The organism is Manganibacter manganicus (genome assembly GCF_002075885.1).
Classification (GTDB): domain Bacteria; phylum Pseudomonadota; class Alphaproteobacteria; order Rhizobiales; family Rhizobiaceae; genus Mesorhizobium; species Mesorhizobium manganicum.
In genome coordinates, this window is record NZ_MDET01000058.1 from 115,094 (window position 1) to 140,703 (window position 25,610).

A 25,610-nucleotide genomic window follows, 5' to 3' on the forward strand; every position below is an offset into this window, starting at 1 on the left:
ATAAGGGATAGAGGCCGGTTTTGCCGGCCTGGCGAGCAGGAAGCGGCCGGCCGTTTCAATCGCGAGCCGCGTGATTCTGCATGCCGCCTTCCGGATTCGCCGGCCTTCGATCGATTCCCAAGGGTTTCCCGGCCGCGATGGTTAAGGATTGCTTATCATCAGGCGGCAAATCGTGTCATTTGTGCAACATGGCTTGCGCATAGCAGCCGCCGGGCGCTTTCGTCGGCATGATCGCGGTTGAACGGCGCCGACCGATGGGTAATGTCGGATTCGAAGAAGGGGCGCGGTGCGCAGCTTTTTCAGTAGTGGGGATGGGGCAGGGAACGCTGTCCTTCAGCAAAAATACCCAGACCCGTTTTTAAACTTTTGACTGGAGGTCAGAAAATGAACATCAAGAGCCTTCTGCTTGGCTCCGCTGCGGCTCTGCTCGCAGTCTCCGGTGCGCGCGCCGCCGACGCTGTCGTCTACGCCGAACCGGAACCCGCTGAATACGTCAAGATCTGCGACGTGTACGGCGCTGGCTACTTCTACATCCCCGGCACCGAGACCTGCCTGCGCATCGGCGGTTATCTGCGTTACGACGCCGGCTTCGGTGAGATCGGTTCGTTCACCGGCGACCGCACTGCTGACCGTATGGATGGCAGCGACAACGACACCTGGCACAAGCAGGCCCGCTTCGCGCTGCACACCTACACCGCTTCGGAAACCGAGCTCGGCACGTTGAAGACCTTCACCGAGACCCGTTTCAACTACACGGACGGTCAGGACCGCTGGGAAGGTCGTGGCGGCAACGGCGTTGACGTGCACTTCGCATGGATGCAGCTCGGCGGCCTGCGCATCGGTCTCGATGAATCGGCTTACGACACGTTCACCGGTTATGCCGGCAACGTCATCAACGATACGCTGGTGCCTTACGGCGGCTTCCGCACCAACCTGATCAGCTACACCTTCGATGCCGGCAACGGCTTCTCGGCCTTGGTGTCGTTCGAGCAGGGCAATGACGACGGCTATTCGCTGGTCCGCCGTCCGGGTGATACTTATGTTCTCGCTGACGACGTCATCGACAGCTACATGCCGCATGTCGTGCTCGGCGCCAAGTACACCCAGGGTTGGGGTGGCATCTCCGGCGTGGTTGCCTACAACAGCAACTACGAAGAATGGGCCGGCAAGGTTCGTTTGGACGTCAACGCTACCCAGCAGCTCACCCTGTTCATCATGGGCGGCTACGGCACCGACGACGAGATCGACCGCAACTTCTACAAGCCCTGGGGCGGCAATTGGGCTGTCTGGGGTGGCGGCAGCTACCAGGTCAACGAGAAGACTGCTTTGAACCTGCAGGTCTCGTATGACGACTCCGAGACCCTCGGTGTGGCGGCGAACGTTGCCTACGAAGTCGTTCCCGGCTTCAAGGTCACGGCCGAAGTTGACTACGTCAACCAGAGCTTCGACAACCAGGCCAAGTATGGCTCCTGGACCGGCCTGGAAGACGAAGACTCCATCGGTGGCGTCATCCGCTTCCAGCGCAACTTCTAAGACCGGTTCATTCCGTTCTTTCAGGAAACCCGGCGGGCAACCGCCGGGTTTTTTGTTTTGGGGGTATTGAAACGCCTGCTTCGTCCCGCGGCGCTTGCGCGCGCCACGCAGGCGCGATAGCAAATCGGGGACTTCGCGCTCAAAGGCTTCACGACCCATGCAGACCCGCCCTTCCCTGACGCCGTTGGTCGGCGCGCTTCCCGAAATGGTGCCCTTTGTCGGGCCGGAAGCGCAGGAGCGTTCGCGCGGCAAGCCTTTTCGCGCGCGGCTCGGCGCCAATGAATCAAGCTTCGGCCCCTCGCCGCGCGTGGTGGAGCGCATGGCGAAGGTGGCGGGCGACATGTGGATGTATTGCGACCCCGACAATCACGACTTGAAAGAAGCGGCGGCGGCGCATCTTGGCGTATCGCCCGAAAACATCGTCATCGGCGAAGGCATCGACGGCGTTCTGGCACTGGTGGCGCGCATGTATGTCGCGCCGGGCGACGCGGTGGTGACGTCGCTTGGCGCCTATCCGACCTTCAATTTCCATATAGCCGGCGTCGGCGGGCGGCTGCTCACGGTGCCCTATCGCGACGACAGGGAGGATCTTGACGGCCTGCTGGAAGCCGTGCGGCGCGAAAAGGCGCCGCTGGTCTATCTTTCCAACCCGGACAATCCGATGGGGAGCTGGTGGGAAGCAGGCGAAGTGCAGGACTTCATCGAGGCGCTGCCGCCAACCACCATGCTGGTGCTCGACGAGGCCTATGGCGAACTCGGCCCCGCTTCGGCCTTGCCTGCCATCGATGTGGCGCGGCCGAACGTCATTCGCACCCGCACCTTTTCCAAGGCCTACGGGCTTGCCGGCATTCGCTGCGGCTTTGCCGTGGCGGACCGGCGTGCGATCCGCGATTTCGAGAAGATCCGCAATCATTACGGCGTCAGCCGCATGGCGCAGATCGCCGGGATCGAGGCGCTGGCCGATCAGGCCTGGCTGCGGTCGGTGGTGGAGAGAGTTGCGGCCGGGCGCATGCGGATTTCCGCCATCGCGACGCAGAACGGGCTGAAGCCGCTGCCTTCGGCGACCAATTTCGTCACCGTCGATTGCGGGCATGACGGCGCTTTCGCGTTGAAAGTGCTGGAAGGGCTGATTGCCCGCGACGTGTTCGTGCGCAAGCCGATGGCGCCGGTGCTGGACCGCTGCATCCGCATCAGCGTCGGCCTCGACCACGAACTCGACATATTGGCCGAGGAACTGCCGAAGGCGCTGGCCGCCGCGCGCGGCGGGTGAGCAAGGCCATTGGCCCTCCACCCGGCATCCAACCTGCCGCCCGACGCTTCCGGGATGGCCGACGATGCCCTGCTGGACATCGTGCAGCGGCAGACGGCGCGCTTCTTCTGGGAGGGGGCGCATCCGGTCAGCGGGCTGGCGCGCGACCGCCAGAAAACCACCGCCGATCCGAACAACGATCTCGCCGCCATCGGCGGCACGGGATTCGGCGTCATGGCGATCGTGATTGCCACGGAGCGCCATTGGGTGGAGCCGGATGCGGCGCTTTCGCGGCTGCACGCCATGCTCGACCTGCTCGAATGCACGCCGCGCTATCGCGGCATGTTTGCGCATTTCGTCAATGGCCGCACCGGCGAGACGGTGCCGTTCCGCTACAGGGACGACGGAGCCGATATAGTCGAGACGACGCTGCTGTTTCAGGGCCTGATCTGCGCGCGCGAATATTTTGCCGGGGCGGACGAACCCCGGACACGGCTTCGCCAACGCATCGACCGCCTGCTGGCCGAGGCCGATTGGGCGTGGTTCACGCGCGGCGGGAACCATCTTTACTGGCACTGGAGCCCGAAACATGGCTGGGCGATGGGGCATCCGATCGGCGGCTGGAACGAATGCCTGCTGGCCTTCGTGCTGGCGGCAGGCTCAGCCCGGCACCCTGTCGACCCGCAAGTCTTCCACAGCGGTTTTGCCGGCAGCGAAGGTTTCCGTAACGGCCGCGATTATCACGGCATCGCCCTGCCGCTCGGCATGAATTTCGGCGGGCCGCTGTTCTTCGCGCACTACTCCTTCTGCGGGCTCGATCCACGCGGCCTCAAGGATCGCCACGCCGATTACTGGCAGCAGAATGTTCGCCATACCCTCATCAACCAGCGGCATTGCGTGCTTAATCCACACGGCTATGCGGGCTACGGGGCCGATTGCTGGGGCCTGACCTCAAGCCACGGCCCGCGCCGCTACGGCGCGCATGCCCCCGACCACGACCTTGGTGTGATTACGCCGAGTGCAGCACTTTCCAGTTTTCCTTATGCGCCGGCGGAGGCGATGCAGGCGCTGCGCGGCTTCCTCAAACGGCCGCGCCGCCGCATCTGGGGCCGGTTCGGCTTCGTCGATGCGTTCAGCGAAAGCCGCAACTGGTTCGCGCGCAGCTATCTGGCGGTCAACCAGGGGCCGATCGTGGCAATGATCGAGAATTATCGCACGGGCCTGCTGTGGAACCTGTTCATGCGCGCGCCGGAAGTGCGACGCGGCCTCATGCGGCTCGGCTTTTCGACACCGCATATGCCGACAGAGCCACCTGCCAAGGTGACAAATCACGAGGCTGGCGCAACAATCAAGCAGGAGGAACGGCATGTACACGAACACGCTCGACTTCGGGCTTGACGAAGAGATCGGGGCGCTGCGCGAGATGGCGCGGCGCTTTTCGCAGGAAAAGATCGCGCCGCTGGCCGCCGAGATTGACAGCTCCAACGAATTTCCCGCGCATCTTTGGGCCGAACTCGGCGCGCTCGGCCTGCTCGGCATCACCGCCAACCCGGATTTCGGCGGCTCCGGAATGGGCTATCTCGCCCATGTCGTCGCCATGGAGGAAATCAGCCGTGCCTCGGCCTCGGTCGGCCTTTCCTATGGCGCGCATTCCAACCTTTGCGTCAACCAGATCAACCGCTGGGGCACCAAGGCGCAGAAAGAGAAATACCTGCCTGCGCTCTGTTCGGGCGAGCATGTCGGCTCGCTTGCCATGTCGGAACCCGGTTCAGGCTCGGACGTGGTGTCTATGCGGCTGCGCGCCGACAAGAAGAACGACCGCTACGTGCTTTGCGGCAACAAGATGTGGATCACCAACGGGCCGGACGCCAGCACGCTGGTGGTCTACGCCAAGACCGAGCCGACGATGGGCTCACGCGGCATCACCGCCCTGCTCATCGAGCGCGGCATGAAGGGGTTCTCGGTGGCGCAAAAGCTGGACAAGCTCGGCATGCGCGGCTCCAACACCGGCGAACTGGTGTTCGAGGACGTCGAGGTGCCGTTCGAGAACGTGCTGGGCGAGGAGAACCGGGGCGTCGAAGTGCTGATGTCGGGCCTCGACTACGAACGCACGGTGCTGGCCGGCGGGCCGCTCGGCATCATGTTCGCCTGCCTGGACGTCGCCGTGCCCTATGTGCAGACCAGGCGCCAGTTCGGGCAGGCCATCGGCGACTTCCAGCTCGTGCAGGGCAAGCTGGCCGACATGTACACCACGATGAACGCCGCGCGCGCCTATGTCTATGCAGTGGCGGCGGCCTGCGACCGTGGCGAGACGACGCGCAAGGACGCCGCCGGCTGCATCCTGTTCGCCGCCGAAAAGGCCACGCAGATGGCGCTCGACGCCCTCCAGCTTCTTGGCGGCAACGGCTATATCAACGATTACCCGACCGGGCGGCTGCTGCGCGACGCCAAGCTCTACGAGATCGGCGCCGGAACCAGCGAGATCAGGCGCTGGCTGATCGGCCGCGAGATGATGGCGGAGGATAGCTAATGCGTACGGGTGCGTACCTTCGTCGATCCTTCATCGACCCGCTTACGGGCGACTTCGGCCAACGTATCGGAAACCCATTGATTGACGGACTTGCCGTCATGGGCAGCCGCCTTGCTCAAAAGTGCATGAATTTCCGGGGTCGTGCGCAGGGCCAGTTTGCCCGAATATGGCTTTTGCGGCTCTACACCCTGCTCCTTGCAGAAGGCAAGGTAATCGTCAACGCTGTCGTGGAAGGCCTGCGTAAATTCCTCGGAAGAATTGCCTTCGAAATGAACGGTGTCACGAATACCCTGAACGATGCCGTGGAATGCGGTGTCGTCTTCTTCATACCAGATTTCAGCGACATAGCCCTTGTAAGGTCTCATGGTCTTATTCCCGCATTAATCAGGAAGCGCCTTACGGCCTTCACTGCTCCCTTGTCAGTATCGGGTTTCGGATGTGGCCGATGAAAAACAGCTCGGTTCTTACCCATTACGACCAGTATCCGCGAACCACTGCCCTCGGATATCCCGGCACCCATCGCGACCAGCATTGCCTCGATTTCGCGCCATTTGATCGAGCCGCTGACCGGATCGGTAAAAATTGTTACCAGAACCCTGCGATGCTTGGCGTTCATGCGAACCTCCCAATGAACGGCCGACAAAAAGCCGGCTTTCGTGAAGGCCGCACGTCGTGCGCAGCTAATCTTCGATACGATATCAATTTATGATATCATCATAGGTATGTCAATGGCCGTCCTCTCCTCGCAAATCTCTCCCTCCTCCGAAACATTCCGCGCCAATGCCGAAAAGATGCGGGCGCTGGTGGACGACATGGCCGCCAAGGCGGCGGACGTCCAGCGCGGCGGATCGGATGAGGCGCGGGCGCGCCATGTCAAGCGCGGAAAGCTGTTGCCGCGCGACCGTCTGGCGCAATTGCTCGATGCCGGCTCGCCCTTCCTCGAAATCGGCCAGTTCGCCGCTCATGGCATGTATGGCGACAATATCGCTTCGGCCGGCATGATTGCCGGCATCGGCAAGGTCGAGGGCCGCGAGGTGATGATGATCGTCAACGACGCCACCGTCAAAGGCGGCACCTATTATCCGATCACCGTGAAGAAGCATTTGCGGGCGCAGGAAATCGCGCTCCAGAACAACCTGCCCTGCATCTATCTGGTGGATTCGGGCGGCGCCAACCTGCCCAACCAGGACGAGGTTTTTCCCGACCGCGAGCATTTCGGCCGCATCTTCTACAATCAGGCCAATATGAGCGCCGCCGGCATTCCGCAGATCGCCTGCGTCATGGGCTCCTGCACGGCGGGCGGCGCCTATGTGCCGGCGATGGCCGACGAATCGATCATGGTCGCCGGACAGGCGACCATCTTTCTCGGCGGCCCGCCTTTGGTGAAAGCGGCCACCGGCGAGACGGTGAGCGCGGAAGAACTGGGCGGGGCGGACCTGCACACGCGCGAATCCGGCGTCGCCGACCATCTGGCCGTGGACGACGAACACGCTCTGGCCATCACGCGGCGGATTGTCAAAAACCTGAATCGAAAGAAGGAGATCGCGCTCGATCTTCGCGAACCCTGCCCGCCGCTTCACGATCCGCATGAACTTTACGGCATCGTGCCGACGGACCTTCGCCAGCCCTATGACGTGCGCGAGGTGATCGCGCGTCTGGTCGATGGCTCGGAGTTCGACGAGTTCAAGGCCAATTACGGCACGACTCTGGTGACGGGATTCGCGCATTTGCACGGCATGCCGGTCGGCATCCTCGCCAATAATGGCGTGCTTTTCTCAGAAAGCGCCTTGAAGGGAGCGCATTTCATCGAACTCGCCTGCCAGCGGAAAATCCCGCTGGTCTTCCTGCAAAACATCACCGGCTTCATGGTTGGCCGCAAGTATGAGGCCCGCGGCATCGCCAAGGACGGCGCCAAGCTGGTGACGGCGGTGGCCACGGCGCAGGTGCCGAAGGTGACGATGATCATCGGCGGTTCCTTCGGCGCCGGCAATTACGGCATGTGCGGACGGGCCTATTCGCCACGCTTTTTGTGGATGTGGCCGAATGCGCGCATATCGGTGATGGGCGGCGAACAGGCGGCCATGGTGCTGGCGCAGGTCAGGCGCGAAGGCATCGAGCGCAAGGGCGGTGCGTGGTCGAGCGAGGAAGAGGCCGAATTCAAGCGCCCGATCCTGGAAAAATACGAGCGCGAGGGCCACCCGCTCTATTCCTCGGCACGGCTGTGGGACGACGGCATCATTGACCCGGCAAAAAGCCGCAACGTGCTGGCGCTGTCGCTTTCTGCGGCGCTCAACCAGCCGATCCCGGAAACGAAATTCGGCGTGTTCAGGATGTAAGGACGTGGCCATGTTCAAGAAGATCCTGATCGCCAATCGCGGCGAGATCGCCTGCCGCGTCATCCGCACCGCAAGGCGCATGGGCATCGCCACGGTCGCCGTCTATTCCGATGCCGATGCGCGGGCACTGCATGTCGAAATGGCCGACGAGGCGGTGCGCATCGGCGCGCCACCTGTTGCGGAAAGCTACCTCGACCCGGAGCGCATCATTGCCGCCGCGCTGACGAGCGGGGCCGAGGCGATCCATCCGGGCTATGGCTTCCTTTCGGAAAACCCCGATTTCGTTGACCGCGTTGTCTCTGCCGGGCTGACCTTCATCGGCCCATCGGCCACTTCGATCCGCGCCATGGGGCTCAAGGACGCCGCCAAGCGGCTGATGGAAAAAGCCGGCGTGCCGGTGGTTCCCGGCTATCATGGCGAAGCGCAGGAGATCGTCGTGCTCGCCTCCAAGGCGCGTGAGATCGGCTATCCGGTGCTGATCAAGGCGCGCGCCGGCGGCGGCGGCAAGGGCATGCGCCGCGTCGCCGACCCCGACGAATTCGCCGAGGCGCTTTCAGCCGCGCGGCGCGAGGCGAAGGCCGCCTTCGGCGACGACCGCGTGCTGGTGGAAAAATATGTCGACAAGCCGCGCCATATCGAGGTGCAGGTGTTCGGCGACAATTTCGGCAATGCCGTTCACCTCTATGAGCGCGACTGTTCGGCGCAACGCCGCCACCAGAAGGTGATCGAGGAAGCCCCCGCCCCCGGCATGACGGCGGACATGCGCGCGGCGATGACGCAAGCGGCGGTGACGGCGGCCAAGGCCATCGCCTATTCCGGCGCCGGAACCATCGAATTCATCGTCGATGCATCGCAGGGCCTGAGACCCGACCGCTTCTGGTTCATGGAAATGAACACGCGGCTACAGGTCGAGCATCCGGTGACGGAGATGGTGACGGGGCTGGACCTTGTGGAATGGCAGTTGCGCGTGGCGGCCGGTGAGCGGCTGCCGCTGACACAGGAGAAGATTTCGCTCAACGGTCACGCCTTCGAGGCGCGGCTCTATGCGGAGGATGCCGCACGGGGCTTTTTGCCCGCGACGGGCACGCTATATCATCTGAAATTCCCGCAAACCGGGCCGGAGCTGCGCGTCGAGACCGGCGTTCGCCAGGGCGATGCGATTTCGCCGTGGTACGATCCGATGATCGCCAAGCTGGTGACGCATGGGGCGGATCGCGCGTCGGCGCTATCCGCGTTGCGCCATGCTCTCGACAACACGGAAATTGCCGGGTCGACCGTCAATACCGCTTTCCTTGCCGCCCTTGCCGCCGATCCCGCTTTCACTGCCGGCGATGTCGATACCGGGCTTATCGGGCGCAGGCAGGATGATCTCACCACCGTCCCGCCATTGTCCGACGGCATCGTTGCCGCCGCCGCGCTTGCGGCTTCGGGGCTGGACAACCGGCCGGTATCCGGTGATCCGTGGTCGGCGCTGGCCGGCTACGCGCATTTTCATTCCACGCCGAGACGGCTTGCGCTGAAATTCGGCGAACGGGAGATTTCGGCACGGGTCGGCGTCGAAAACGGCAGCATCCATGTCGATCTCGAAACGGCGGATGGCGGCTTGCGCCGGGTTTGGCCAGCCTCCGGGCGGCCGGCGCTCTGGCCGGGGCATGTCACGATGTTCCAGGGCGCGGCCGCCTATACTTTCGCCCTCTTTGATCCACTGGCGAAAGCCGGTGAGGCCGGCGGAACGGGCAGCCTGCGCGCGCCGATGCCGGGGCTGGTAAAGCTGGTCAGGGCCGCCAAGGGCGAGACGGTGGCCAAGGGCCAGCCGCTTCTGATCCTCGAAGCGATGAAGATGGAGCACACCATTGTCGCGCCGCATGACGGCGTGGTGGCCGAGATCGTGTCGGAAGGCGGACAGGTGGGCGACGGCACCGTGCTGGTGAAATTTGTGGAAGAGAACGCCGATTAGCAGTTGCCCGCTGCTCCTCCTTTTAAGTGTCGAAGTCAGGGATGAATGATATGGCCACCTTTATTCTGATACCTGGGGGCTGGCAGGGCGGCTGGGTCTACCAAAGGGTAGCGGACATACTTGCAGCGCACGGGCACAAGGCGTTACCGATCACTCTCTCCGGACTCGGCGACACGCCTGCCCCTACGGCCAATCTTGAAACTCACATAAGTGAGGTCGTTGACATTGTCAGGTCGCATCGCGACGACCTGGTCATTGTTGGACAATCCTACGGCGGAATGATCGTGAGTGGCGCGGCCGACATAGAGCCCTCGCGGATCCGGGCATTGGTCTATGTAGATGCCTATGTGCCTGATTCCGATGACTCCGTCTGGTCGCTGACGACGCCTCGCTTCCGGGACATGTTCGTCGCAGGTGCAAAGGTTGACGGACTAAACTGCGCGCCCCCTCCCAGTCTCGACCCGCGTTGCCGACCGCATCCGATGGGGACGTTTCTCCAATCGATCAAACTCAGCGGGCGCTGGCGTGAGGTGCGGCGCAAGATCTTCGTCGGCGCGCATGGATGGGAAGGAAGTCCATTCCTCGATCTTTATCAACGCTTAAACCAGGACCCGGAATGGTCGACGTTTTCTCTCGATTGCGGGCACAATGTAGCGCGATTGAATCCCGAGGCTCTAACCGAAATATTGCTGGCTCAGGTTTGAGCAACCAGCAACAGTAATCCAGCAATGACAGCCCATCAGCGAGGATGAGAGCGTCTTCTACGTCTCTGCCGTATCGTCAATCATACTCGCGACATTGGTGTGACGCATCCAATTCAAATGAAAACAGCCGGGACACGCCCGGCCATTTCCTTTCCGATAAAGTCAAACCTCAATCCAGCGGAATCGGCGCATATTTGCCGTCGTGCCACTGGTTGATGTCGTAGCTGGCGTTTTTCAGGTCGCCCTTTTCGTCGAAGACGACATCGCCGACGACGGTCTGGATCGGCTTTCCGTCCTTGAGCGCGGCGGCCACCTTTTGCGGATCGTCGCTGCCGGCCCGCTCGATGCCCTGAGCGAAGGCCTGGATGGTAGCATAGGAAAACAGGGTAAAACCTTCCGGCGTGAAGCCGCCGGCCTTGATCTTTTCAACCGCCTCCTTGGCTTCCGGCCGCGCCTGCGGGTCGGACGGGAACACAAACATGGTGCCCTCGCCGGCCGGCCCCGCGACCTGCCAGAACTCGGGCGAGGCAATGGAATCGGGCATGATGAGTTGGAACTTGAAGCCCTGCTCGGCGGCCTGGCGCATGATCAGCCCGGCCTCCGGGTGATAGCCGCCGAAATAGACGACATCGGCCTTGAGATCCTTCAGCTTGGTGACGAGCGCCGAATAATCCTTCTCGCCGGCATTGATGCTTTCACGCATGACCTCCTTGAGACCGTTTTCGTTCATCGTCGTTCTGACGGCATCGGCGACGCCCTGGCCATAGGCGCTCTTGTCATCCAGGATGACGACATTCTTGCCGGCATATTTCTTGGCGATCCATGGTCCGATGAAGGCGCCCTGCGCGTCGTCGCGCGTGTAGAGGCGCATGATCGTGTTCCAGCCCTTGGCCGCCGCATCGTCGGTCATCGCCGGATTGGACGAAGCCGGGCTCATCATCAGCGCGCCGGCTTCGGCATAAACGGCGGAGGCCGGGATACTGGAACCCGAGCAGGCATGGCCGTCGATGAATTTCACGCCATTGGCGACGATGCGATTGGCGATCGACACGGCTTGCTTGGGATCGCACTGATCGTCCTCGAAATCGAGCTTGATCTGGCGGCCATTCACGCCGCCCGCCGCATTGATGGCGTCGGCCGCGGCCTGCGCGCCATGCTTGAACTGATCGCCGATATTGGCGAGTTGCCCCGTCATCGGGCCTGCTACCGCGAAGGTGATGTCGTCCGCCTGCGCGGCGGAGACGCCTGCGGCGAGGCTGAACAAGACAGCGGCAAGCAATCCGGTTTTCTTCATTCCAAACCTCCCTTTTGTGGCGCGGCTGAGACGCTGCGCTCGTTGAATGGAGGCGACAATTTCACTGTTCCGGGTTTCTGTCCAGAGGCTTTTCAACCACGCCTTGTCCTGCCCACAACCGCAGAAAGCACGGCAAAACAAAACGATAGACGCGTCCGTTCGCTCTCGTCCCGCCATCGCTTCACCCGTAAACACAAAAGCCGCGCCGGCCTTATTCATGGCCGGTCGCGGCTTTTGCTGGCGGGGTTGCCCCAAGCGCCCCCGCGCCACGGAACCCCGTACGTCTTCCCTGTCATCTGCGCGGCCCTGTCGGCCGTCTTTGCCTTGGGACCGCCCGTTTGCCGCGGGCGTATCCTGTTCGCTTCCTGAAGCTCAGTGCATCGTCATCCATTCGCGCGCTTCGCGCAGCGCTCTGGCGATCTGCGGCTTCGACATGGTTGCCGAAAGCTCGGAACGCAATTCCGCGGCGTGCAGCGAGCCCTTGATCGCGGCGATATTGAACCATTTGTGGGCGGCAACCACGTCGGTCTCGCAATCGCGACCGGTCGCATACATCATACCCAGTTCGAACAGAATGTCGGCCTGGGCGGTGGCGCCCATCGAACCGAAACCAGCATCGAGAATCTCGAAACGTGCCATTTTCATCCCCTGTCTGCGCCTCAGAGCCGCCGTTTCGTCGTTCGCCGTGGCTGCCCTTTCGATGGTTCGCAGAATGCCGCCGAGCTTTGAATCCGGCGTTAAATGGCGTGCTTAACTGGAAGAAAACAAAGTCAAAACAAGAGGTAAACGTGAGATTCCGTTAAGGATAGAAAACGCGGGCACGCGCGGTTTCCGCTCAAATTTGACGAAAATTCCCGTTGCGAAATTCAAGACTTCGCTAACCACGCGAACGCTTCATGTAAGCAAGGTTTTCGTAACCGCCGCGCCAGCGCCCCGCCAGAGCGTCGAGGCCACCGGCGAGACGTGGTGCTTCAATTCGCGCCTTCAGCCCCGCGCCTTCTGACCAAACAGGATCTTCTGGGCATCCTTGTCGTCGGCGAGGTTGCTGCGCCGCTCCTGCCCGACGGCAAGGCCACGTTGGACGGCCGGGCGAGCGGCCATGGCATCGAACCAGCGCTTCATATGCGGGAAGTCTTCCAGCTTCTGCCCCTGGTTTTCATAGGAGCGGGTCCACGGGAATGCCGCCATGTCGGCAATCGAATAGTCGCCGGCCAGATAATCCCGCTCGGCCAGCCGCTTGTTCAGTACGCCATAGAGCCGGTTGACCTCATTGGTGTAGCGGTCGATCGCATAAGGCACCTGTTCGGGTGCGTATTGGCGGAAATGGTGCGCCTGGCCGGCCATCGGGCCGAGGCCGCCCATTTGCCAGAACAGCCATTCCTCGGCCTGAACGCGCGCGCGCTCGTCGGTGGGGTAGAATTTGCCGAACTTGCGGCCGAGATATTGCAGGATGGCGCCGGATTCGAAGACGGATATGGATTTGCCATCCGGTCCCTCGGGATCGACGATGGCCGGCATGCGGTTGTTCGGCGATATCTTCAGGAAGGCCGGCTCGAACTGCTCGCCGCGTCCGATATTGACGTATTTGACCTCGTAGGGAACACCAAGCTCTTCCAGCATGATCGAAATCTTGTGGCCGTTGGGCGTGGGCCAGTAATGGAGTTCGATCGGTGCGGTTTGAGAGGCCATCTGCTTTGCTCCAGAGCTTGTTCAACGTTCCTTGGACATAGGTCGATCGCATCTCTGCGCAAGCGCGCGGCCGGTTGAAACCCGTCAATAAATTTGAACCTTGGATGAACGCCGGTCTCAGAGGCGGTTCAGCACGCATCGATCATTGTGGCAGGCAACCAAGGAGATGTCCGCATGCTTGCCCGCCGCTTCACCATCGTCTGCCTGATCGCGATGCTGTTCGGCATGGGCTTTGCCATGCTGGTTGCCGAGGCCGGCCGGGTCAATCGGAGGGGCCCGACAGCCCATTCGGCCTTCTGCCAGATCCCCTGCCCCGAACTCGTCCGCCATTGAACCGAAAGACCGCAACATGACCGCCAATATCTCCACAATCCTGCGCTTCCTGCCACGCATGGCGCTCGCGGCGCTGCTTCTTGCAGCGCCGGTAACTGCCATCCCGACCGTGTTGAAAGCCGGCACCAGCCCGACCATCGATGCGCCGACGCCGGCAAAGAAGGGCATCGGCTTTGTTCTGCTGGTCAGTCTCCAGCGCGGATGAGAGGCCATTCACATCGGCCCGGCCTTCTCTCTATAATGGGCCATGAAAGAGCGAATCTATCCCCAGGCCATCGAATCCGTGCTGATGCCGGAGCCGTACAAGCGGCAGGTCTTCACCGATGCAAGCGAGGCCGTTCAGGCCCTGCAATTCCTTTATGAGCGCAACACGCGTTTCCTGCGCGATTCCTTCGCGGCCCTTGCCGCCGGCGGCAATCTGAACCGGCGCTACCGGGCTTTTTATCCGGAAGTCAGCGTGGTGACGAATTCATTCACGCTGGTCGATTCCCGGCAGGCCTATGGCCATATGCCGACACCGGGCAAGTTTTCGACCACGATCACCCGGCCGGACATGTTCGAAAGCTATCTCATCGAGCAACTTCAGCTCATCATGCGCAATCATGGTGTTCCGGTCGAAGTTTCGGAATCGCAGACGCCGATCCCCTTGCATTTCGCCTTCTATGAGGGCAGCCATGTCGATGGCACCGCTGCCGAGCGCATCAAGCGGCCGATCCGCGACCTGTTCGACGTGCCGGACCTCGATGGCACAGACGACCAGATCGCCAACGGCACATTCGAGGTCGGACCGGGCGGGCCGAGGCCGCTGGCGCCGTTCACCGCGCAACGCATCGACTATTCCCTGCACCGCATGACGCATTACACGGCGACCGAGCCGGTGCATTTCCAGAATTTCGTGCTGTTCACCAACTACCAGTTCTATATCGACGAATTCGTGGCGCGGGCACGCGCCTTGATGGCGGAAGGCGGCGGCGGCTATGAGGAATTCGTCGAGCCGGGAAACTTCGTGACCAAGGCCGGCGAAGACCGTTCCGCCGATGGTCTGGCGGGCGTGCGCCTGCCGCAGATGCCGGCCTATCATCTGAAAAAGCCGGGCCATGGCGGCATCACCATGGTCAATATCGGCATCGGCCCGTCCAACGCCAAGACGATCACCGACCATATCGCGGTGCTGCGGCCCCATGCCTGGGTGATGCTTGGCCATTGCGCCGGCCTGCGCAACACGCAGGCGCTCGGCGACTACGTGCTGGCGCACGCCTATGTGCGCGAGGACCATGTGCTGGATGACGATTTGCCGGTGTGGGTGCCGATCCCGCCGCTGGCCGAGATCCAGGTGGCCTTGCAGGAGGCGGTCGCGGAAGTGACGGGGCTGTCCGGCTACGATCTGAAACGCATCATGCGCACGGGCACTGTGGCGACTATCGACAACCGCAACTGGGAATTGCGCGACCAGCGCGGCCCGGTGCAGCGGCTTTCACAAAGCCGGGCAATCGCGCTCGACATGGAATCGGCGACCATCGCCGCCAACGGGTTCCGTTTCCGCGTGCCCTACGGCACGCTGCTTTGCGTTTCCGACAAGCCGCTGCACGGCGAATTGAAACTGCCCGGCATGGCGACCGAATTCTACAAGCGCCAGGTGGCCCAGCACCTGACCATCGGCATCAGAACCATGGAAAAGCTCGCTGAAATGCCGATGGAAAGCCTGCATTCGCGCAAGCTCAGAAGCTTTACCGAAACGGCCTTCCAGTAAGCAGTTCAACAAGGTTCATCCGCAAGGTTTCAGGGCTTGCCGATCAGGCCGAGAATCAGTTGCTGGATATTGCCGCCCTTGCCCATCTCGACGCGGTCGAAATCCCGGCTATGCTTGCGCTGTGCCTGCGAGGCTTCCGACAACGGCTTTTGAATCGCCTTGCGGATCTTGCGGCAATCGGGATCATCCGGCACCGAAAAACCGACGGTGGTTTGCTCGATGCGCTCGACCATGTCCTTGATCGCCGCGCCATGCACCTCTTCATGCTTGCGGATACCCTCGACAAAGATGTCCCAGCGCCTTTGCGTTTCGGCTGGCAGCGGCGCGGAAGGCTTTGGCAGCGTATAGGTGATGACGAGCTTCGGGCGTGCGGCTACCAGCGTGCAGCCATTGCCCTGGCGCTGATAATTGCGCCGCCATGTCAGCTTGAAGTTGGTGTGGGCGATGGCGCGCCCACCGCCGGCCTTCGGCCCATGCTCACCGATCGACAGATAAAGCTCCAGGCCGGTGCGGCCGGAAATGGCATAGGGTTCGACCCGTTCGCGCACCTCGGCCAGCGCCGGGAATGCCGTCGCGAGCAAGCATAGCAGGGCCGCCGCCAGCGGCCATCCGCCCGCCTTGATCGCGGTCCTTATATCTTTATCCGGGATTGCCGCATTTTCGTGCAGACTATATGCCTGAGACATTTCGCCAGTTTCGCAAGAGCCGAAGCACTCTATGGCCCGACACCGCCTTCTTACGCAACTGCTGATCCTGGCCCTGGCCGGGCTATCGCTGCTGCTGGCGGCCGGGTTCTTCGGTGCCGGCCACCCGGCATTCGATTCGCTCAGCCATTTCCGCAACCATTTTGCCGTGCTGGCGGCGCTGTTGGCGCTTGCACTTCTGGCAATGCGGTGGCGCCTGCTTATAGTGGCGCTGCCCGCTCTTGGTCTGGCACTGTTTTCACTCTCATCGACCGGGGCGCTCGGCTCTTTCGGCATATGGCCAGCGAAAGCGGGATTCGAGGCGGCGCCCAGGGAGGAGCCGGTTTATCGCCTCCTTCAAATGAACCTGCGCTACGACAACCCGACGCCGGAAAAGGTTCTTTCGCTGATCGGCCGCTCAAAACCCGACGTCATCACGCTCGATGAAATCTCGACCATGTGGAAGGGCAAGCTCGATCTGCTTGCCGCTGCCTATCCCTACCGCATCTTCTGCCCGTTCCCCAATCTGGTGTTCGGCGTCGGCATCATGTCGCGCCGGCCTTTCGCGGAAGGCACCGAACCGCGCTGCTACGACCGCGGCGCCATGGCCGTCGCCAAGGTAGATTTCGGTGGTGCTGCCGCGGATGTCGCGGCACTTCATCTCGCCTGGCCGTGGCCGTTCGAGCAGGATTGGCAGATCGGCAATCTCGGCGTTCCGCTCGCCGCACTGGGCCAGACAGCGATCATGGCCGGCGATTGCAACGCCGTTCCATGGAGCGCCGCCGTACGTCGTGTCGCCAAGGCCGGCGGGCTGACGCTGATGCCTTCGGTCGGACCGACATGGCTCCACCGGAAAATGCCGGATTTGCTGCGGTTTGCCGGCCTGCCCATCGACCAGGTGTTTTCCAAGGGCGATATTCGCATCCATGCCGCGAAACGCATGGAAGACACCGGATCGGATCATCTTCCCGTGCTGGTCGAATTCTCGATCGCCAATGAAGCCGATAAGCAGGACGATGAAACAACCACCCTCGCCGCGTTAAATTGAAAGTGCCGGTCAGTGCTTGCCCATCAAGGCCTCGACCAACCGCTCGACGCGGCCGCCATCGCTGTGCTCGCGTTTGTCGAAAGCCACCTGTCTGGCTTCATACTGATTGTAAACGTCGCGGATCCGGCGCTTGGCGGCATGACGCGTTTTGATGCAAAAGCGATCATTTTCCCGCGTCAGACCAATGATCGATTTTTCCGTTGCCCGCACCATCGCCTTGGCCATGCGGCCATGCTCGCGCTCATGCGCGCGCACCCCGGCATAGAAACGCTTCCAGCGACGGTTCAGCGACGGTGACAGGTCCGAGGCGACGGACGGAAATGTGTAGGTCAGATTGAGCGTTCCGGTCGCGTCGGCAAGACGGCATATGCCGCCATCTTCCGTGACCTTCAGTTCCCAATCGACCGTATAGGAGGTTTGAGCGATGGCGTGCGCCATGAAGCCGCGCTTTGGCCCCTCGCGGTTCATCGCCTCGACGAGTTCGGTGCCGGTCCTGCCGGAAATTGGGTAGGTCTTGGTCTTGAAATCGAGCTTCATGCCGGCCGCAGCCGGCGAGACGAAGGCGGCGCATAAACCGGCCATCAGCAAGCAGACTTCAACAGCCGGGCGCATGAGCGTCTCCTTATGAACCACAGGAGACAAGCATAAGCGGTGCCGGCTTTCAACGACGAGTTTGCACCCGCCGCGCACTGTCGGCGGCCCGACACGGCCCGGCTCGCCAGCGCCAGACTACATGTTCTGGTAAACCGGGCCTTCGCCGGCTCTTTCCTGTCGGCGGCCCGATACGGCCCGGCCCGCCAGCGCCAGACTACATGTTCTGATAAACCGGGCCTTCGCCGGCTCTTTCCTGTCGGCGGCCCGACACGGCCCGGCCCGCCAGCGCCAGACTACATGTTCTGGTAAACCGGGCCTTCGCCGCCTTGTGGCGGCACCCAGTTGATGTTCTGGTTCGGATCCTTGATGTCGCATGTCTTGCAGTGCACGCAGTTCTGCGCGTTGATGACGAAACGGACATCCTTGGCCGAAGGATCGGCGGCCGCATTGCCATCCTTGTCCACCCATTCGTAGACACCAGCCGGGCAGTAACGGGTCGAGGGGCCGGCAAAGACGTCGTGCTCGGAACTTTTCTGAAGCTCCATATCGCCGACGATCAGGTGAACGGGCTCGTTTTCCTCGTGGTTGGTATTGGACAGGAATACCGAGGACAGCCGGTCGAAGGTCAAAACGCCATCCGCCTTCGGATAGGCGATCCTGGCGTGCTTCGAGGCTGGGTCCAATGAGGCGGCATCCGTCTTCCCGTGCTTCATCGTGCCGAAGGGCGAGACCCCGAACAGCGTGTTGCACCACATGTCCAACCCGCCGACCGCGACGCCCGCGATCGTGCCGAAGCGCGACCATAGCGGCTTGACGTTGCGGACCTTCTTCAAATCCTTGCCGATGTCGGAATCGCGCCAGTTGGCCTCATAGGCGGTCAATTCGTCATTGGCACGGCCCTCGGCAATGGCCGCGGCCACATGCTCGGCCGCCTGCATTCCGGACAGAACCGCGTTGTGCGACCCCTTGATGCGCGGCACGTTGACCATGCCGGCCGCGCAGCCCATCAGCGCACCGCCGGGGAAGACAAGCTTCGGCACCGACTGCCAACCGCCTTCGGTGATGGCGCGCGCGCCATAGCCCAGCCGCGTCGCGCCTTCGAAGGCGCCTCGGATCGCCGGATGTGTCTTGAAACGCTGAAATTCCTCGAACGGCGAAAGCCATGGATTCTTGTAGTTGAGATGGACGACGAAGCCGACCGCAACCAGATTGTCCTCCAGATGATAGAGGAACGAGCCGCCGCCCGTCTTCATGTCGAGCGGCCAGCCGAAGGAATGCTGGACAAGGCCGGGCTTGTGGTTTTCCGGCTTGACCTGCCAAAGCTCTTTCAGGCCGATGCCGAACTTGCCCGGTTCGCGGCCTTCGGAAAGGTTGTAGCGGGCGATAAGCTGCTTGGCGAGCGAGCCGCGCGCGCCCTCTCCGATCAGCACATATTTACCCATCAGCGCCATGCCGGGCGCGTAGTTGGGGCCGTGGGTGCCGTCCTTCTCGACGCCCATATCGCCGGTAATGACGCCGGTGACGGCGCCGTCATCATTGAAAACGAGATCGACGGCGGCAAAACCGGGATAAATTTCGACGCCGAGAGCTTCGGCCTTGGCGGCCAGCCAGCGGCAGACATTGCCGAGCGAGACGATATAATTGCCGTGATTGTTCATCAGCGGCGGCATCATGAAATTGGGCAGGCGCAATGAACCGGCCGCGCCGAGCACAAGGAAATGGTCGGCCGTGACCGGCGTCTTGAACGGATGATCGCTCTCCTCGCGCCAGCCGGGCAGCAGGCGGTCGATGCCGACGGGATCGACGACCGCGCCCGACAGGATATGCGCGCCGACCTCACCGCCCTTTTCCAGCACGACGACGGAAAGCTCGGGGCTGACCTGTTTCAGACGGATCGCAGCGGCAAGGCCAGCCGGCCCCGCGCCGACGATGACCACGTCGAACTCCATGCTTTCGCGCTCGATATCGCTCATCAGGCACATTCCTCCGCTGGCAGCAGCTATAACTGGCTTCTGCGCTCCATAGCGCATCAATTCGCGACGCGAAACCGGTGCAACTGTGACAAATACCGCAATACGATTGAGCCTCGACTGAGGCGAAGCGGAAGCGAGCACCCGTTGCGCCCCCGCTTTTCATGTGTTCGCGGTGCGGTTTTTGCGACATACTCGCGCGATGCGCGCGGCATGGTCACATGATCGCTCAGCGATGCGCTTTCCCGCGGCTCGCCCGGTCATCCGCCTCGCAGCCGCCGTGGCCATGTCCGCTGTCTTCCTGCCGACCGGCACAGTGGGCAATGAGGCGAAGCTGTGGCCGAGCGGCCCATATGTCTTCTCGGATGAGATGGGCGGATACCGCATCACCAGCGTTTCCGGCAAGGGGACGCGCACCGATCCGATCGTGATTACGGAGGAATTTTTTTCAGCAACGCCGGTGACGATGACCATCCGTGCCAGACAACCGATTGCGCTGTATGACGGCAGCGGCAATTTCGTCAACGGCATTCTCTATATGCGTATCGATGCGCTCAATAATAGCGGGCTCCCATGGGTCGAGTTTGAATTCGAGTTGCAAGAGGTGCCGAACCGACCGAGCACATTTACCGACGGTCTGTCGTTCGACCAGCGCAGCGAGAGCCCGGAGGTCATCAAATCCAGTCGCTTTGCCCGTTTCAGCCGGGATTTCGAGCCTTATGACCGATTGCTGTTCCGCGACGGGAAGGTCGATCCGCGCAAGACCGCCAGTTTCGGCTTCCTGATTACCGATTACACGCCGAGGCTGACCTTTTATCTCGTGCAGGATCCCCGCATTCCTTCCTCTTGAACTTGCAAAATGACGGCGCACGTTCAAATGTGCGGGCATGACCGTAACCGCTCCCGACGATCCGCAGGCCCTGCGCGCCCTGCTCGGCTTCTATGCCGAGGCCGGGGTCGACACGCCCTTGAAAGACGAGCCGGTCGACCGTTTCGCGGTGGCGGTGAAGCCGGACATGGGAGCGGCCCAGCAGAAGGCGGAGCCGCAAGAGAAAGTTCAACCTGCCGCCCCCGAACGGCCGCGCCAGTCGCCGCCCCCGAAGCCGGCCCCGGCCACCGCCGCCGTCCCTGACGAGGCGCAGGCCGCACTTGCCCGCTCGCTGGCATCGCAGGCGGCAAGCCTTGATGAATTACGCGACATGATGGCGAAATTCGACGGCTGCAACCTCAAATTCACCGCCAAGAATCTGGTCTTTGCCGATGGCAATCCGCTAGCTTCGGTAATGCTGGTCGGCGAAGCACCGGGGCGCGACGAGGATCTGGAAGGCCTGCCCTTTGTCGGCCGCTCCGGCCAGTTGCTCGACCGGATGCTGGCGGCTATCGGCCTCGACCGCGGCTCAGCCTATATCGCCAACGTGATCCCCTGGCGGCCGCCGGGCAACCGCACGCCGACGCCGCACGAGACGGAAATCTGCCGTCCGTTCATCGAGCGGCAGATCGAACTGGTCAATCCCAGGGTGCTGGTCAACCTCGGCGGTCCCTCGGCCAAGACGCTGCTGAAAACCACCGAAGGCATATTGCGCATGCGCGGCAACTGGCGCACCTACACAACTGCTTCCGGCACAGCCATTCCGGCGATGCCGGCCCTGCATCCCGCCTATTTGCTGCGCACCCCCGCCCACAAGAAGCTGGCGTGGCGCGACTTTCTCGAAGTGAAGGCGAAACTGCGCGAACTTTCATAAGGTTGCGCCAACAGGCGTCGAGATTGATTCAACGGTTTTCGCCGCTTGATGACCTGCAAGGTAATAGGAATGCAGCGGCGCAACGTGTAGCTTCGCATGCATGATGACAATCCAGACTTCTGCCGGAGCCTTGATCCGTGACTGGCGCGCCCGCCGCCGCATGAGCCAGCTTGACCTGGCACTCGAAGCCGAGATTTCGCAGCGGCATTTGAGCTTCGTGGAAAGCGGGCGCTCGGTGCCCTCGCGCGACATGGTGCTGCATCTGGCCGAAAATCTCGACATGCCGCTTCGCGAGCGCAACCACCTGCTGCTTGCCGCCGGCTATGCGCCGCATTTCGGCGAGCGGCCGGTCGGCGATCCGACGCTGGCACCGGCGATGGATGCGGTACGCATGGTGCTGAAAGGCCACGAGCCTTTCCCCGCACTGGCCGTTGACCGGCACTGGAACCTTATCGAAGCCAATGCAGCACTGGCTCCGATGCTGGCAGGCGTTACCGACCAGGCATTGCTGGCGCCACCGGTCAATGTGCTCAGGCTCAGCCTGCATCCCAACGGCGTCGCGCCCAACATCGTCAATCTGGCGGAATGGCGCGCGCATCTGCTGCATCGCCTGAAGGCCCTGATCGACGCCACGGGCGATGCCGAACTTGCCGAACTCGAACAGGAATTGCGCGCCTACCCTTCGGGCGCCAACGGAAAACCGCTACTGGCCGAGCCGAACGCCATCGCCCATCCATTGAAGCTGCGGCTCGGCGATCGGATACTTTCCTTCATCAGCACGATTACCGTATTCGGCACGCCGCTCGATATCACGCTTTCGGAACTGGCAATCGAATCCTTCTTTCCGGCCGACCCGGAAACAGCCGCGATCCTCGCCGAGTTGGGAAGGAACCGTTCGGTTTAGCCTTGCGGCGACACCACCTTGCGGGCCGCCCGCCGCTCGATGCCAAGCTGGCGCTCGCGCAGGATGATGAACAGGCCGGCCGAAACCACGATGACGCCGCCTGTCAGCATATAGGGCGTGGGTACGTCGCCAAAGACGAAATAGCCGACAATGATGGCGAGGATCATCGAGGTGTATTCGAACGGCGCGACCGTCGAGATTTCGGCATGGCGATAGGCCGAAGTCATCAATATCTGCCCGAAGCCGCCGCAAAACCCGGCGCCGACCAGAAGCAGGGCCTGTGTTGTCGTCAAAGACTGCCAGCCGAAGGGGATCGTCAGCAACGCCATGACGCTGGCCGTCATCGAGAACCACAAGACGATGGTGGCCGTCCTTTCGGTGTGGACGAGATTGCGGACGAGAATTGCCGCCACAGCAGAGAAGCAGGCCCCGGCAAGTGCTGCGATGACGCCGAATGTCTCCTGGTCGGCAATGGAGCCGGACGAAAACAAAGTGAGTTCCGGCCATGAAATGATGACCACGCCGATCAGGCCGACGACAACCGCGCTCCAGCGATAGATGCGGATCGCCTCGCCGAGAAACAGCGAACTGAACACCACCACCAGCAGCGGCTGCGCATAGTTGAGAGTGATCGCGTCCGGCAGCGGAAGGCGTGTCAGGGCAAAAAAAGTCAGCCCCATCGAGGTCACGCCGACCACGCCACGCGCGATATTGCCGAACGGTCGCGACGTTGAAAAAGCCGTGCGCAGTTCGTGCCTGAGACCAAGAAAAAACAGGATCGGAAAAATGGCGAAGAAGGAGCGGAAGAAAACGATCTGGCCGGCCGGGACGGTTCCAACCGCCTTGATCAGCGACGACATGGTGACGAAGACCGCGACCGACACGATCTTGAGAGCGATGGCGGTCAGGGCGCCGCCCGCTGCGGGAACGGCCGGCGCGACTGTCACTTTGCGGCCGCGTTCTGGATGGCCGCCCATACCCGCGCAGGCGTCGTCGGCATGTCGATATGTGTTACGCCACAGGCGCGGTAGAGCGCGTCGGTCACGGCGTTGAGCGCCGCAGGAGTCGCGCCGATCGTGCCCGCCTCGCCCGCACCCTTGATGCCGAGCGCATTCGTGGTCGAAGGCACATTGCGCGTCTCGAAATGGAAAAACGGCACATCGTCGGCGCGCGGCATGGCGTAATCCATGAAACTTGCCGACAGCAATTGCCCGTCGTCGCCATAGACGGTTTCCTCGCGCAGCGCCTGGCCGATGCCCTGCATGACTCCGCCATGGATCTGGCCGGCAAGCAGGACCGGGTTCACCGTCGCACCGAAATCGTCCACCACCGTATAGCGCACGACATAGGTCGCGCCTGTGTCGGGGTCGATCTCCACTTCGCAGATATGCGTGCCATTGGGATAGGTCGCCTCGTTCTGCACGAATTCGCCAAAACCCTTGAGGTCGTCCGGCAGTTTCGCCGCCTTGGCGATTGCCGAATAGTCGATGCTGCGGTCGGTGCCGACGATGCGGGCATTGCCATCGACCAGTTCGATATCGCCTGCCGCAGCCTCCAGTTCGTCGGCGGCGATGCGCTTGATCTTTTCGGCAAGATCCTCACCCGCACGGGCTGCCGAAACGCCGCCAAGCGGGATCGAGCGCGAACCGCCGGTTCCGCCACCGGCTTTCAACTCGTCGGTATCGCCCTGCCGGACATGAATACGCTCCATCGGCAGATTGAGCTTTTCGGCGACGAATTGCGCATAGGCCGTGGCGTGACCCTGGCCGTTGGTCTGCGTGCCGATCTTCAGCGTCACCGAACCGTCGCCATTGAGTTCGACAAAGGCCGGCTCCGAACCCGCGAAGGCGCAGGCCTCGACATAGGTCGCCATGCCGATGCCGCGAATTTTTCCACGCGCCTTTGCCTCCTCCAGACGTTCGGGAAACGCCTCCCATTCCGCCCGCTGCATGGAAACGTCCATGTGCCCGGCAAATTCGCCTGTGTCATAGAGTCGGCCTGTCTGCGTGCGGTAGGGCATCTGGTCCGGGCGGATGAAATTGCGGCGGCGGATCTCATGCGGGGCAAGGCCGAGTTCACGCGCGCAGGCATCGACCAGCTTTTCCAGCAGGAATGCCGCCTCCGGCCGCCCGGCGCCGCGATAAGCATCCACCGGGCAGGTGTTGGTGTAAACGCCGGTCACGCCGACATCGAGCGCCTGAATGTCATAGACGCCGGTCGACATCGAGACGCCGACAAAGGGAATGAAGGGGCCGTATTGCGAGATGTAGGCGCCAATATTGGCGAACAGGTCCACCCTGAGACCAAGGAAGCGCCCGTCCTTCGTGAGCGCCATCTCGGCCTTTACGGCATTGTCGCGCCCTTGTGCGTCGGTCAGGAAATGCTCGGTGCGGTCGCCGGTCCATTTCACCGGCCGGCCGAGGCGTTTTGCGGCCTCCAGCACCAGGGGATATTCGCGATAGACGAAGGTTTTCGGGCCGAATCCACCGCCGACATCGGGGGTCACGACACGAATCCGCTTCTTGTCGGCGCCGAAGACGCCGGCAACGATCTTCTGCATCGAATGGACGCCCTGCGAGCCTGTCGTCAGCACGAAGCGGTCTTCATCCGCCTTCCATTCGCCGATCGCCGCGCGCGCCTCCATATAGTTGGGGACGAGGCGATTGTTGACGAACTCGATATGCGTAATGTGATCGGCTTTGGCGAAAGCGGCGTCGGTCTTCGCCTTGTCGCCGACGTGATAGGTGAAGGCCCGGTTGGAGCCGAGTTCAGGCCAAACCAGCGGCGTTTCCGGATCGAGCGCATGAGCTGTGCCGGAGGCGGCGTCCTCGGCATCGTAATCGACCTCGATCAGTTCGGCGGCGTCCTGCGCCAACTCACGGCTGTCGGCCACGACGAAGGCAACGGCGTCGCCGACATATTGCACGCGGTCGCGGCACAGGATCGGGATATCGCGCGTCGGCGCGATGGTGCCGTCAGGCTGTTTCTGCATCACACCCGATTTCAAATCCGCGAGATGAGCGACATCCGCTCCCGTCAGCACCAGATGAACGCCGGGCGCGGCCTTCGCCGCCTCCGTGGATGCAATGGAGAATTTGCCCTTGGCGACCGGCGAGCGCAGCACATACCCATGCAGCACGCCGTCGGGCTGGATATCGTCGGTATAGCGGCCCCGCCCCTGGATAAAGGCCGCGTCCTCAAGCCGAAGCACAGATGCTCCCATTCCGAATTTCGGTGTAACGACGGTCATGTCGGCCTCGTGGAGATTGGGAAGAGGTGCCCGCAGATAGAGCG

24 protein-coding genes are annotated in these 25,610 nt (G+C 62.3%); 14 read left to right on the forward strand and 10 right to left on the reverse strand.

What is annotated here, in order from left to right:
• The first annotated feature begins 384 nt into the window (after positions 1 to 384).
• The 4 genes from BFN67_RS21950 (at position 385) to BFN67_RS21965 (ending at position 5,312) form a co-directional block, all read left to right on the forward strand.
• Positions 385 to 1,533 carry a porin gene (locus BFN67_RS21950; protein WP_080921583.1) on the forward strand — a complete coding sequence of 383 codons (1,149 nt, stop codon included), beginning with the start codon at positions 385 to 387 and terminating at the stop codon, positions 1,531 to 1,533.
• Between the two features lie 157 nt (positions 1,534 to 1,690).
• Complete coding sequence (locus BFN67_RS21955; protein WP_080921584.1) at positions 1,691 to 2,803, forward strand: pyridoxal phosphate-dependent aminotransferase; 1,113 nt, start codon at positions 1,691 to 1,693, stop codon at positions 2,801 to 2,803.
• A 9-nt stretch (positions 2,804 to 2,812) separates the two neighbouring features.
• Positions 2,813 to 4,180, forward strand: coding sequence for a glucoamylase family protein (locus BFN67_RS21960; RefSeq protein WP_245295370.1), 1,368 nt, complete (start codon positions 2,813 to 2,815; stop codon positions 4,178 to 4,180).
• Positions 4,149 to 5,312, forward strand: coding sequence for an isovaleryl-CoA dehydrogenase (locus BFN67_RS21965; protein WP_080921586.1), 1,164 nt, complete (start codon positions 4,149 to 4,151; stop codon positions 5,310 to 5,312). Before BFN67_RS21960 ends, BFN67_RS21965 begins: the two co-directional genes overlap by 32 nt.
• On the opposite strand, the gene BFN67_RS21970 is transcribed toward BFN67_RS21965, so the two are convergent.
• Positions 5,309 to 5,677 carry a type II toxin-antitoxin system HicB family antitoxin gene (locus BFN67_RS21970; protein ID WP_080921587.1) on the reverse strand — a complete coding sequence of 123 codons (369 nt, stop codon included), beginning with the start codon at positions 5,675 to 5,677 and terminating at the stop codon, positions 5,309 to 5,311. The genes BFN67_RS21965 and BFN67_RS21970 overlap by 4 nt on opposite strands.
• Entirely contained in the window at positions 5,674 to 5,928 is a 255-nt protein-coding gene (locus BFN67_RS21975) for a type II toxin-antitoxin system HicA family toxin (RefSeq protein WP_080921588.1), read from the reverse strand. Before BFN67_RS21975 ends, BFN67_RS21970 begins: the two co-directional genes overlap by 4 nt.
• Positions 5,929 to 6,040: 112 nt before the next feature.
• Between BFN67_RS21975 and BFN67_RS21980 the strand changes: the two genes are divergently transcribed.
• From BFN67_RS21980 to BFN67_RS21990, 3 genes are read left to right on the forward strand one after another with little or no spacing between them, the layout of a single operon-like run.
• Positions 6,041 to 7,648 carry a carboxyl transferase domain-containing protein gene (locus BFN67_RS21980; protein WP_080921589.1) on the forward strand — a complete coding sequence of 536 codons (1,608 nt, stop codon included), beginning with the start codon at positions 6,041 to 6,043 and terminating at the stop codon, positions 7,646 to 7,648.
• A gap of 10 nt (positions 7,649 to 7,658) precedes the next feature.
• Complete coding sequence (locus BFN67_RS21985; protein ID WP_080921590.1) at positions 7,659 to 9,605, forward strand: acetyl/propionyl/methylcrotonyl-CoA carboxylase subunit alpha; 1,947 nt, start codon at positions 7,659 to 7,661, stop codon at positions 9,603 to 9,605.
• A 50-nt stretch (positions 9,606 to 9,655) separates the two neighbouring features.
• Entirely contained in the window at positions 9,656 to 10,309 is a 654-nt protein-coding gene (locus tag BFN67_RS21990) for an alpha/beta fold hydrolase (protein ID WP_139789291.1), read from the forward strand.
• A gap of 169 nt (positions 10,310 to 10,478) precedes the next feature.
• Here BFN67_RS21990 and BFN67_RS21995 read toward each other — a convergent pair whose 3' ends face one another.
• The 3 genes from BFN67_RS21995 to BFN67_RS22005 all read right to left on the reverse strand — a co-directional run bounded on the left by BFN67_RS21995 (position 10,479) and on the right by BFN67_RS22005 (position 13,292).
• Positions 10,479 to 11,603: an ABC transporter substrate-binding protein gene (locus tag BFN67_RS21995; protein WP_080921592.1), complete on the reverse strand. Its 1,125-nt coding sequence runs from the start codon at positions 11,601 to 11,603 to the stop codon at positions 10,479 to 10,481.
• Between the two features lie 372 nt (positions 11,604 to 11,975).
• Positions 11,976 to 12,242, reverse strand: a complete 267-nt coding sequence (locus BFN67_RS22000) for an SEL1-like repeat protein (RefSeq protein ID WP_080921593.1) — start codon at positions 12,240 to 12,242, stop codon at positions 11,976 to 11,978.
• Positions 12,243 to 12,587: 345 nt separating this feature from the next.
• On the reverse strand, positions 12,588 to 13,292 hold the full coding sequence (locus BFN67_RS22005) for a glutathione S-transferase family protein (RefSeq protein WP_080921594.1): 705 nt from the start codon (positions 13,290 to 13,292) through the stop codon (positions 12,588 to 12,590).
• 174 nt (positions 13,293 to 13,466) lie between these two features.
• Between BFN67_RS22005 and BFN67_RS24415 the strand changes: the two genes are divergently transcribed.
• From BFN67_RS24415 to BFN67_RS22015, 3 genes are all read left to right on the forward strand, one after another.
• The gene (locus tag BFN67_RS24415) at positions 13,467 to 13,625 is read left to right on the forward strand and encodes a hypothetical protein (RefSeq protein WP_158083551.1); all 159 of its coding nucleotides are present in this window, start codon (positions 13,467 to 13,469) and stop codon (positions 13,623 to 13,625) included.
• Between the two features lie 16 nt (positions 13,626 to 13,641).
• Positions 13,642 to 13,830: a hypothetical protein gene (locus BFN67_RS22010; protein ID WP_080921595.1), complete on the forward strand. Its 189-nt coding sequence runs from the start codon at positions 13,642 to 13,644 to the stop codon at positions 13,828 to 13,830.
• Positions 13,831 to 13,914: 84 nt separating this feature from the next.
• Positions 13,915 to 15,375 (forward strand): AMP nucleosidase, encoded by a 1,461-nt coding sequence (locus BFN67_RS22015; RefSeq protein ID WP_425349817.1) that lies wholly within the window; start codon positions 13,915 to 13,917, stop codon positions 15,373 to 15,375.
• Between the two features lie 29 nt (positions 15,376 to 15,404).
• Here BFN67_RS22015 and BFN67_RS22020 read toward each other — a convergent pair whose 3' ends face one another.
• Positions 15,405 to 16,061, reverse strand: coding sequence for a DUF922 domain-containing Zn-dependent protease (locus BFN67_RS22020; protein ID WP_080921597.1), 657 nt, complete (start codon positions 16,059 to 16,061; stop codon positions 15,405 to 15,407).
• Positions 16,062 to 16,092: 31 nt separating this feature from the next.
• On the opposite strand from BFN67_RS22020, the gene BFN67_RS22025 reads away from it, so the two are divergent.
• Positions 16,093 to 17,106, forward strand: a complete 1,014-nt coding sequence (locus BFN67_RS22025; protein WP_080921598.1) for an endonuclease/exonuclease/phosphatase family protein — start codon at positions 16,093 to 16,095, stop codon at positions 17,104 to 17,106.
• Between the two features lie 9 nt (positions 17,107 to 17,115).
• Here BFN67_RS22025 and BFN67_RS22030 read toward each other — a convergent pair whose 3' ends face one another.
• Positions 17,116 to 17,718 carry a DUF922 domain-containing protein gene (locus BFN67_RS22030; protein ID WP_080921599.1) on the reverse strand — a complete coding sequence of 201 codons (603 nt, stop codon included), beginning with the start codon at positions 17,716 to 17,718 and terminating at the stop codon, positions 17,116 to 17,118.
• A gap of 275 nt (positions 17,719 to 17,993) precedes the next feature.
• Positions 17,994 to 19,673, reverse strand: coding sequence for an electron transfer flavoprotein-ubiquinone oxidoreductase (locus tag BFN67_RS22035; protein WP_080921600.1), 1,680 nt, complete (start codon positions 19,671 to 19,673; stop codon positions 17,994 to 17,996).
• Between the two features lie 283 nt (positions 19,674 to 19,956).
• On the opposite strand from BFN67_RS22035, the gene BFN67_RS22040 reads away from it, so the two are divergent.
• From BFN67_RS22040 to BFN67_RS22050, 3 genes are all read left to right on the forward strand, one after another.
• Complete coding sequence (locus BFN67_RS22040) at positions 19,957 to 20,520, forward strand: hypothetical protein (protein ID WP_080921640.1); 564 nt, start codon at positions 19,957 to 19,959, stop codon at positions 20,518 to 20,520.
• Positions 20,521 to 20,557: 37 nt separating this feature from the next.
• The gene (locus tag BFN67_RS22045) at positions 20,558 to 21,412 is read left to right on the forward strand and encodes a uracil-DNA glycosylase (protein WP_080921601.1); all 855 of its coding nucleotides are present in this window, start codon (positions 20,558 to 20,560) and stop codon (positions 21,410 to 21,412) included.
• 100 nt (positions 21,413 to 21,512) lie between these two features.
• Positions 21,513 to 22,316 (forward strand): helix-turn-helix domain-containing protein, encoded by an 804-nt coding sequence (locus tag BFN67_RS22050; RefSeq protein ID WP_080921602.1) that lies wholly within the window; start codon positions 21,513 to 21,515, stop codon positions 22,314 to 22,316.
• On the opposite strand, the gene BFN67_RS22055 is transcribed toward BFN67_RS22050, so the two are convergent.
• Together BFN67_RS22055 and BFN67_RS22060 are read right to left on the reverse strand one after the other, a co-directional pair.
• A complete protein-coding gene (locus tag BFN67_RS22055) occupies positions 22,313 to 23,263 on the reverse strand; it encodes a DMT family transporter (protein WP_425349816.1) in 951 nt (316 codons plus the stop codon). The genes BFN67_RS22050 and BFN67_RS22055 overlap by 4 nt on opposite strands.
• Positions 23,260 to 25,566, reverse strand: coding sequence for a xanthine dehydrogenase family protein molybdopterin-binding subunit (locus tag BFN67_RS22060; protein ID WP_080921604.1), 2,307 nt, complete (start codon positions 25,564 to 25,566; stop codon positions 23,260 to 23,262). The genes BFN67_RS22055 and BFN67_RS22060 overlap by 4 nt, the downstream gene beginning before the upstream one ends.
• Positions 25,567 to 25,610 lie beyond the last annotated feature (44 nt).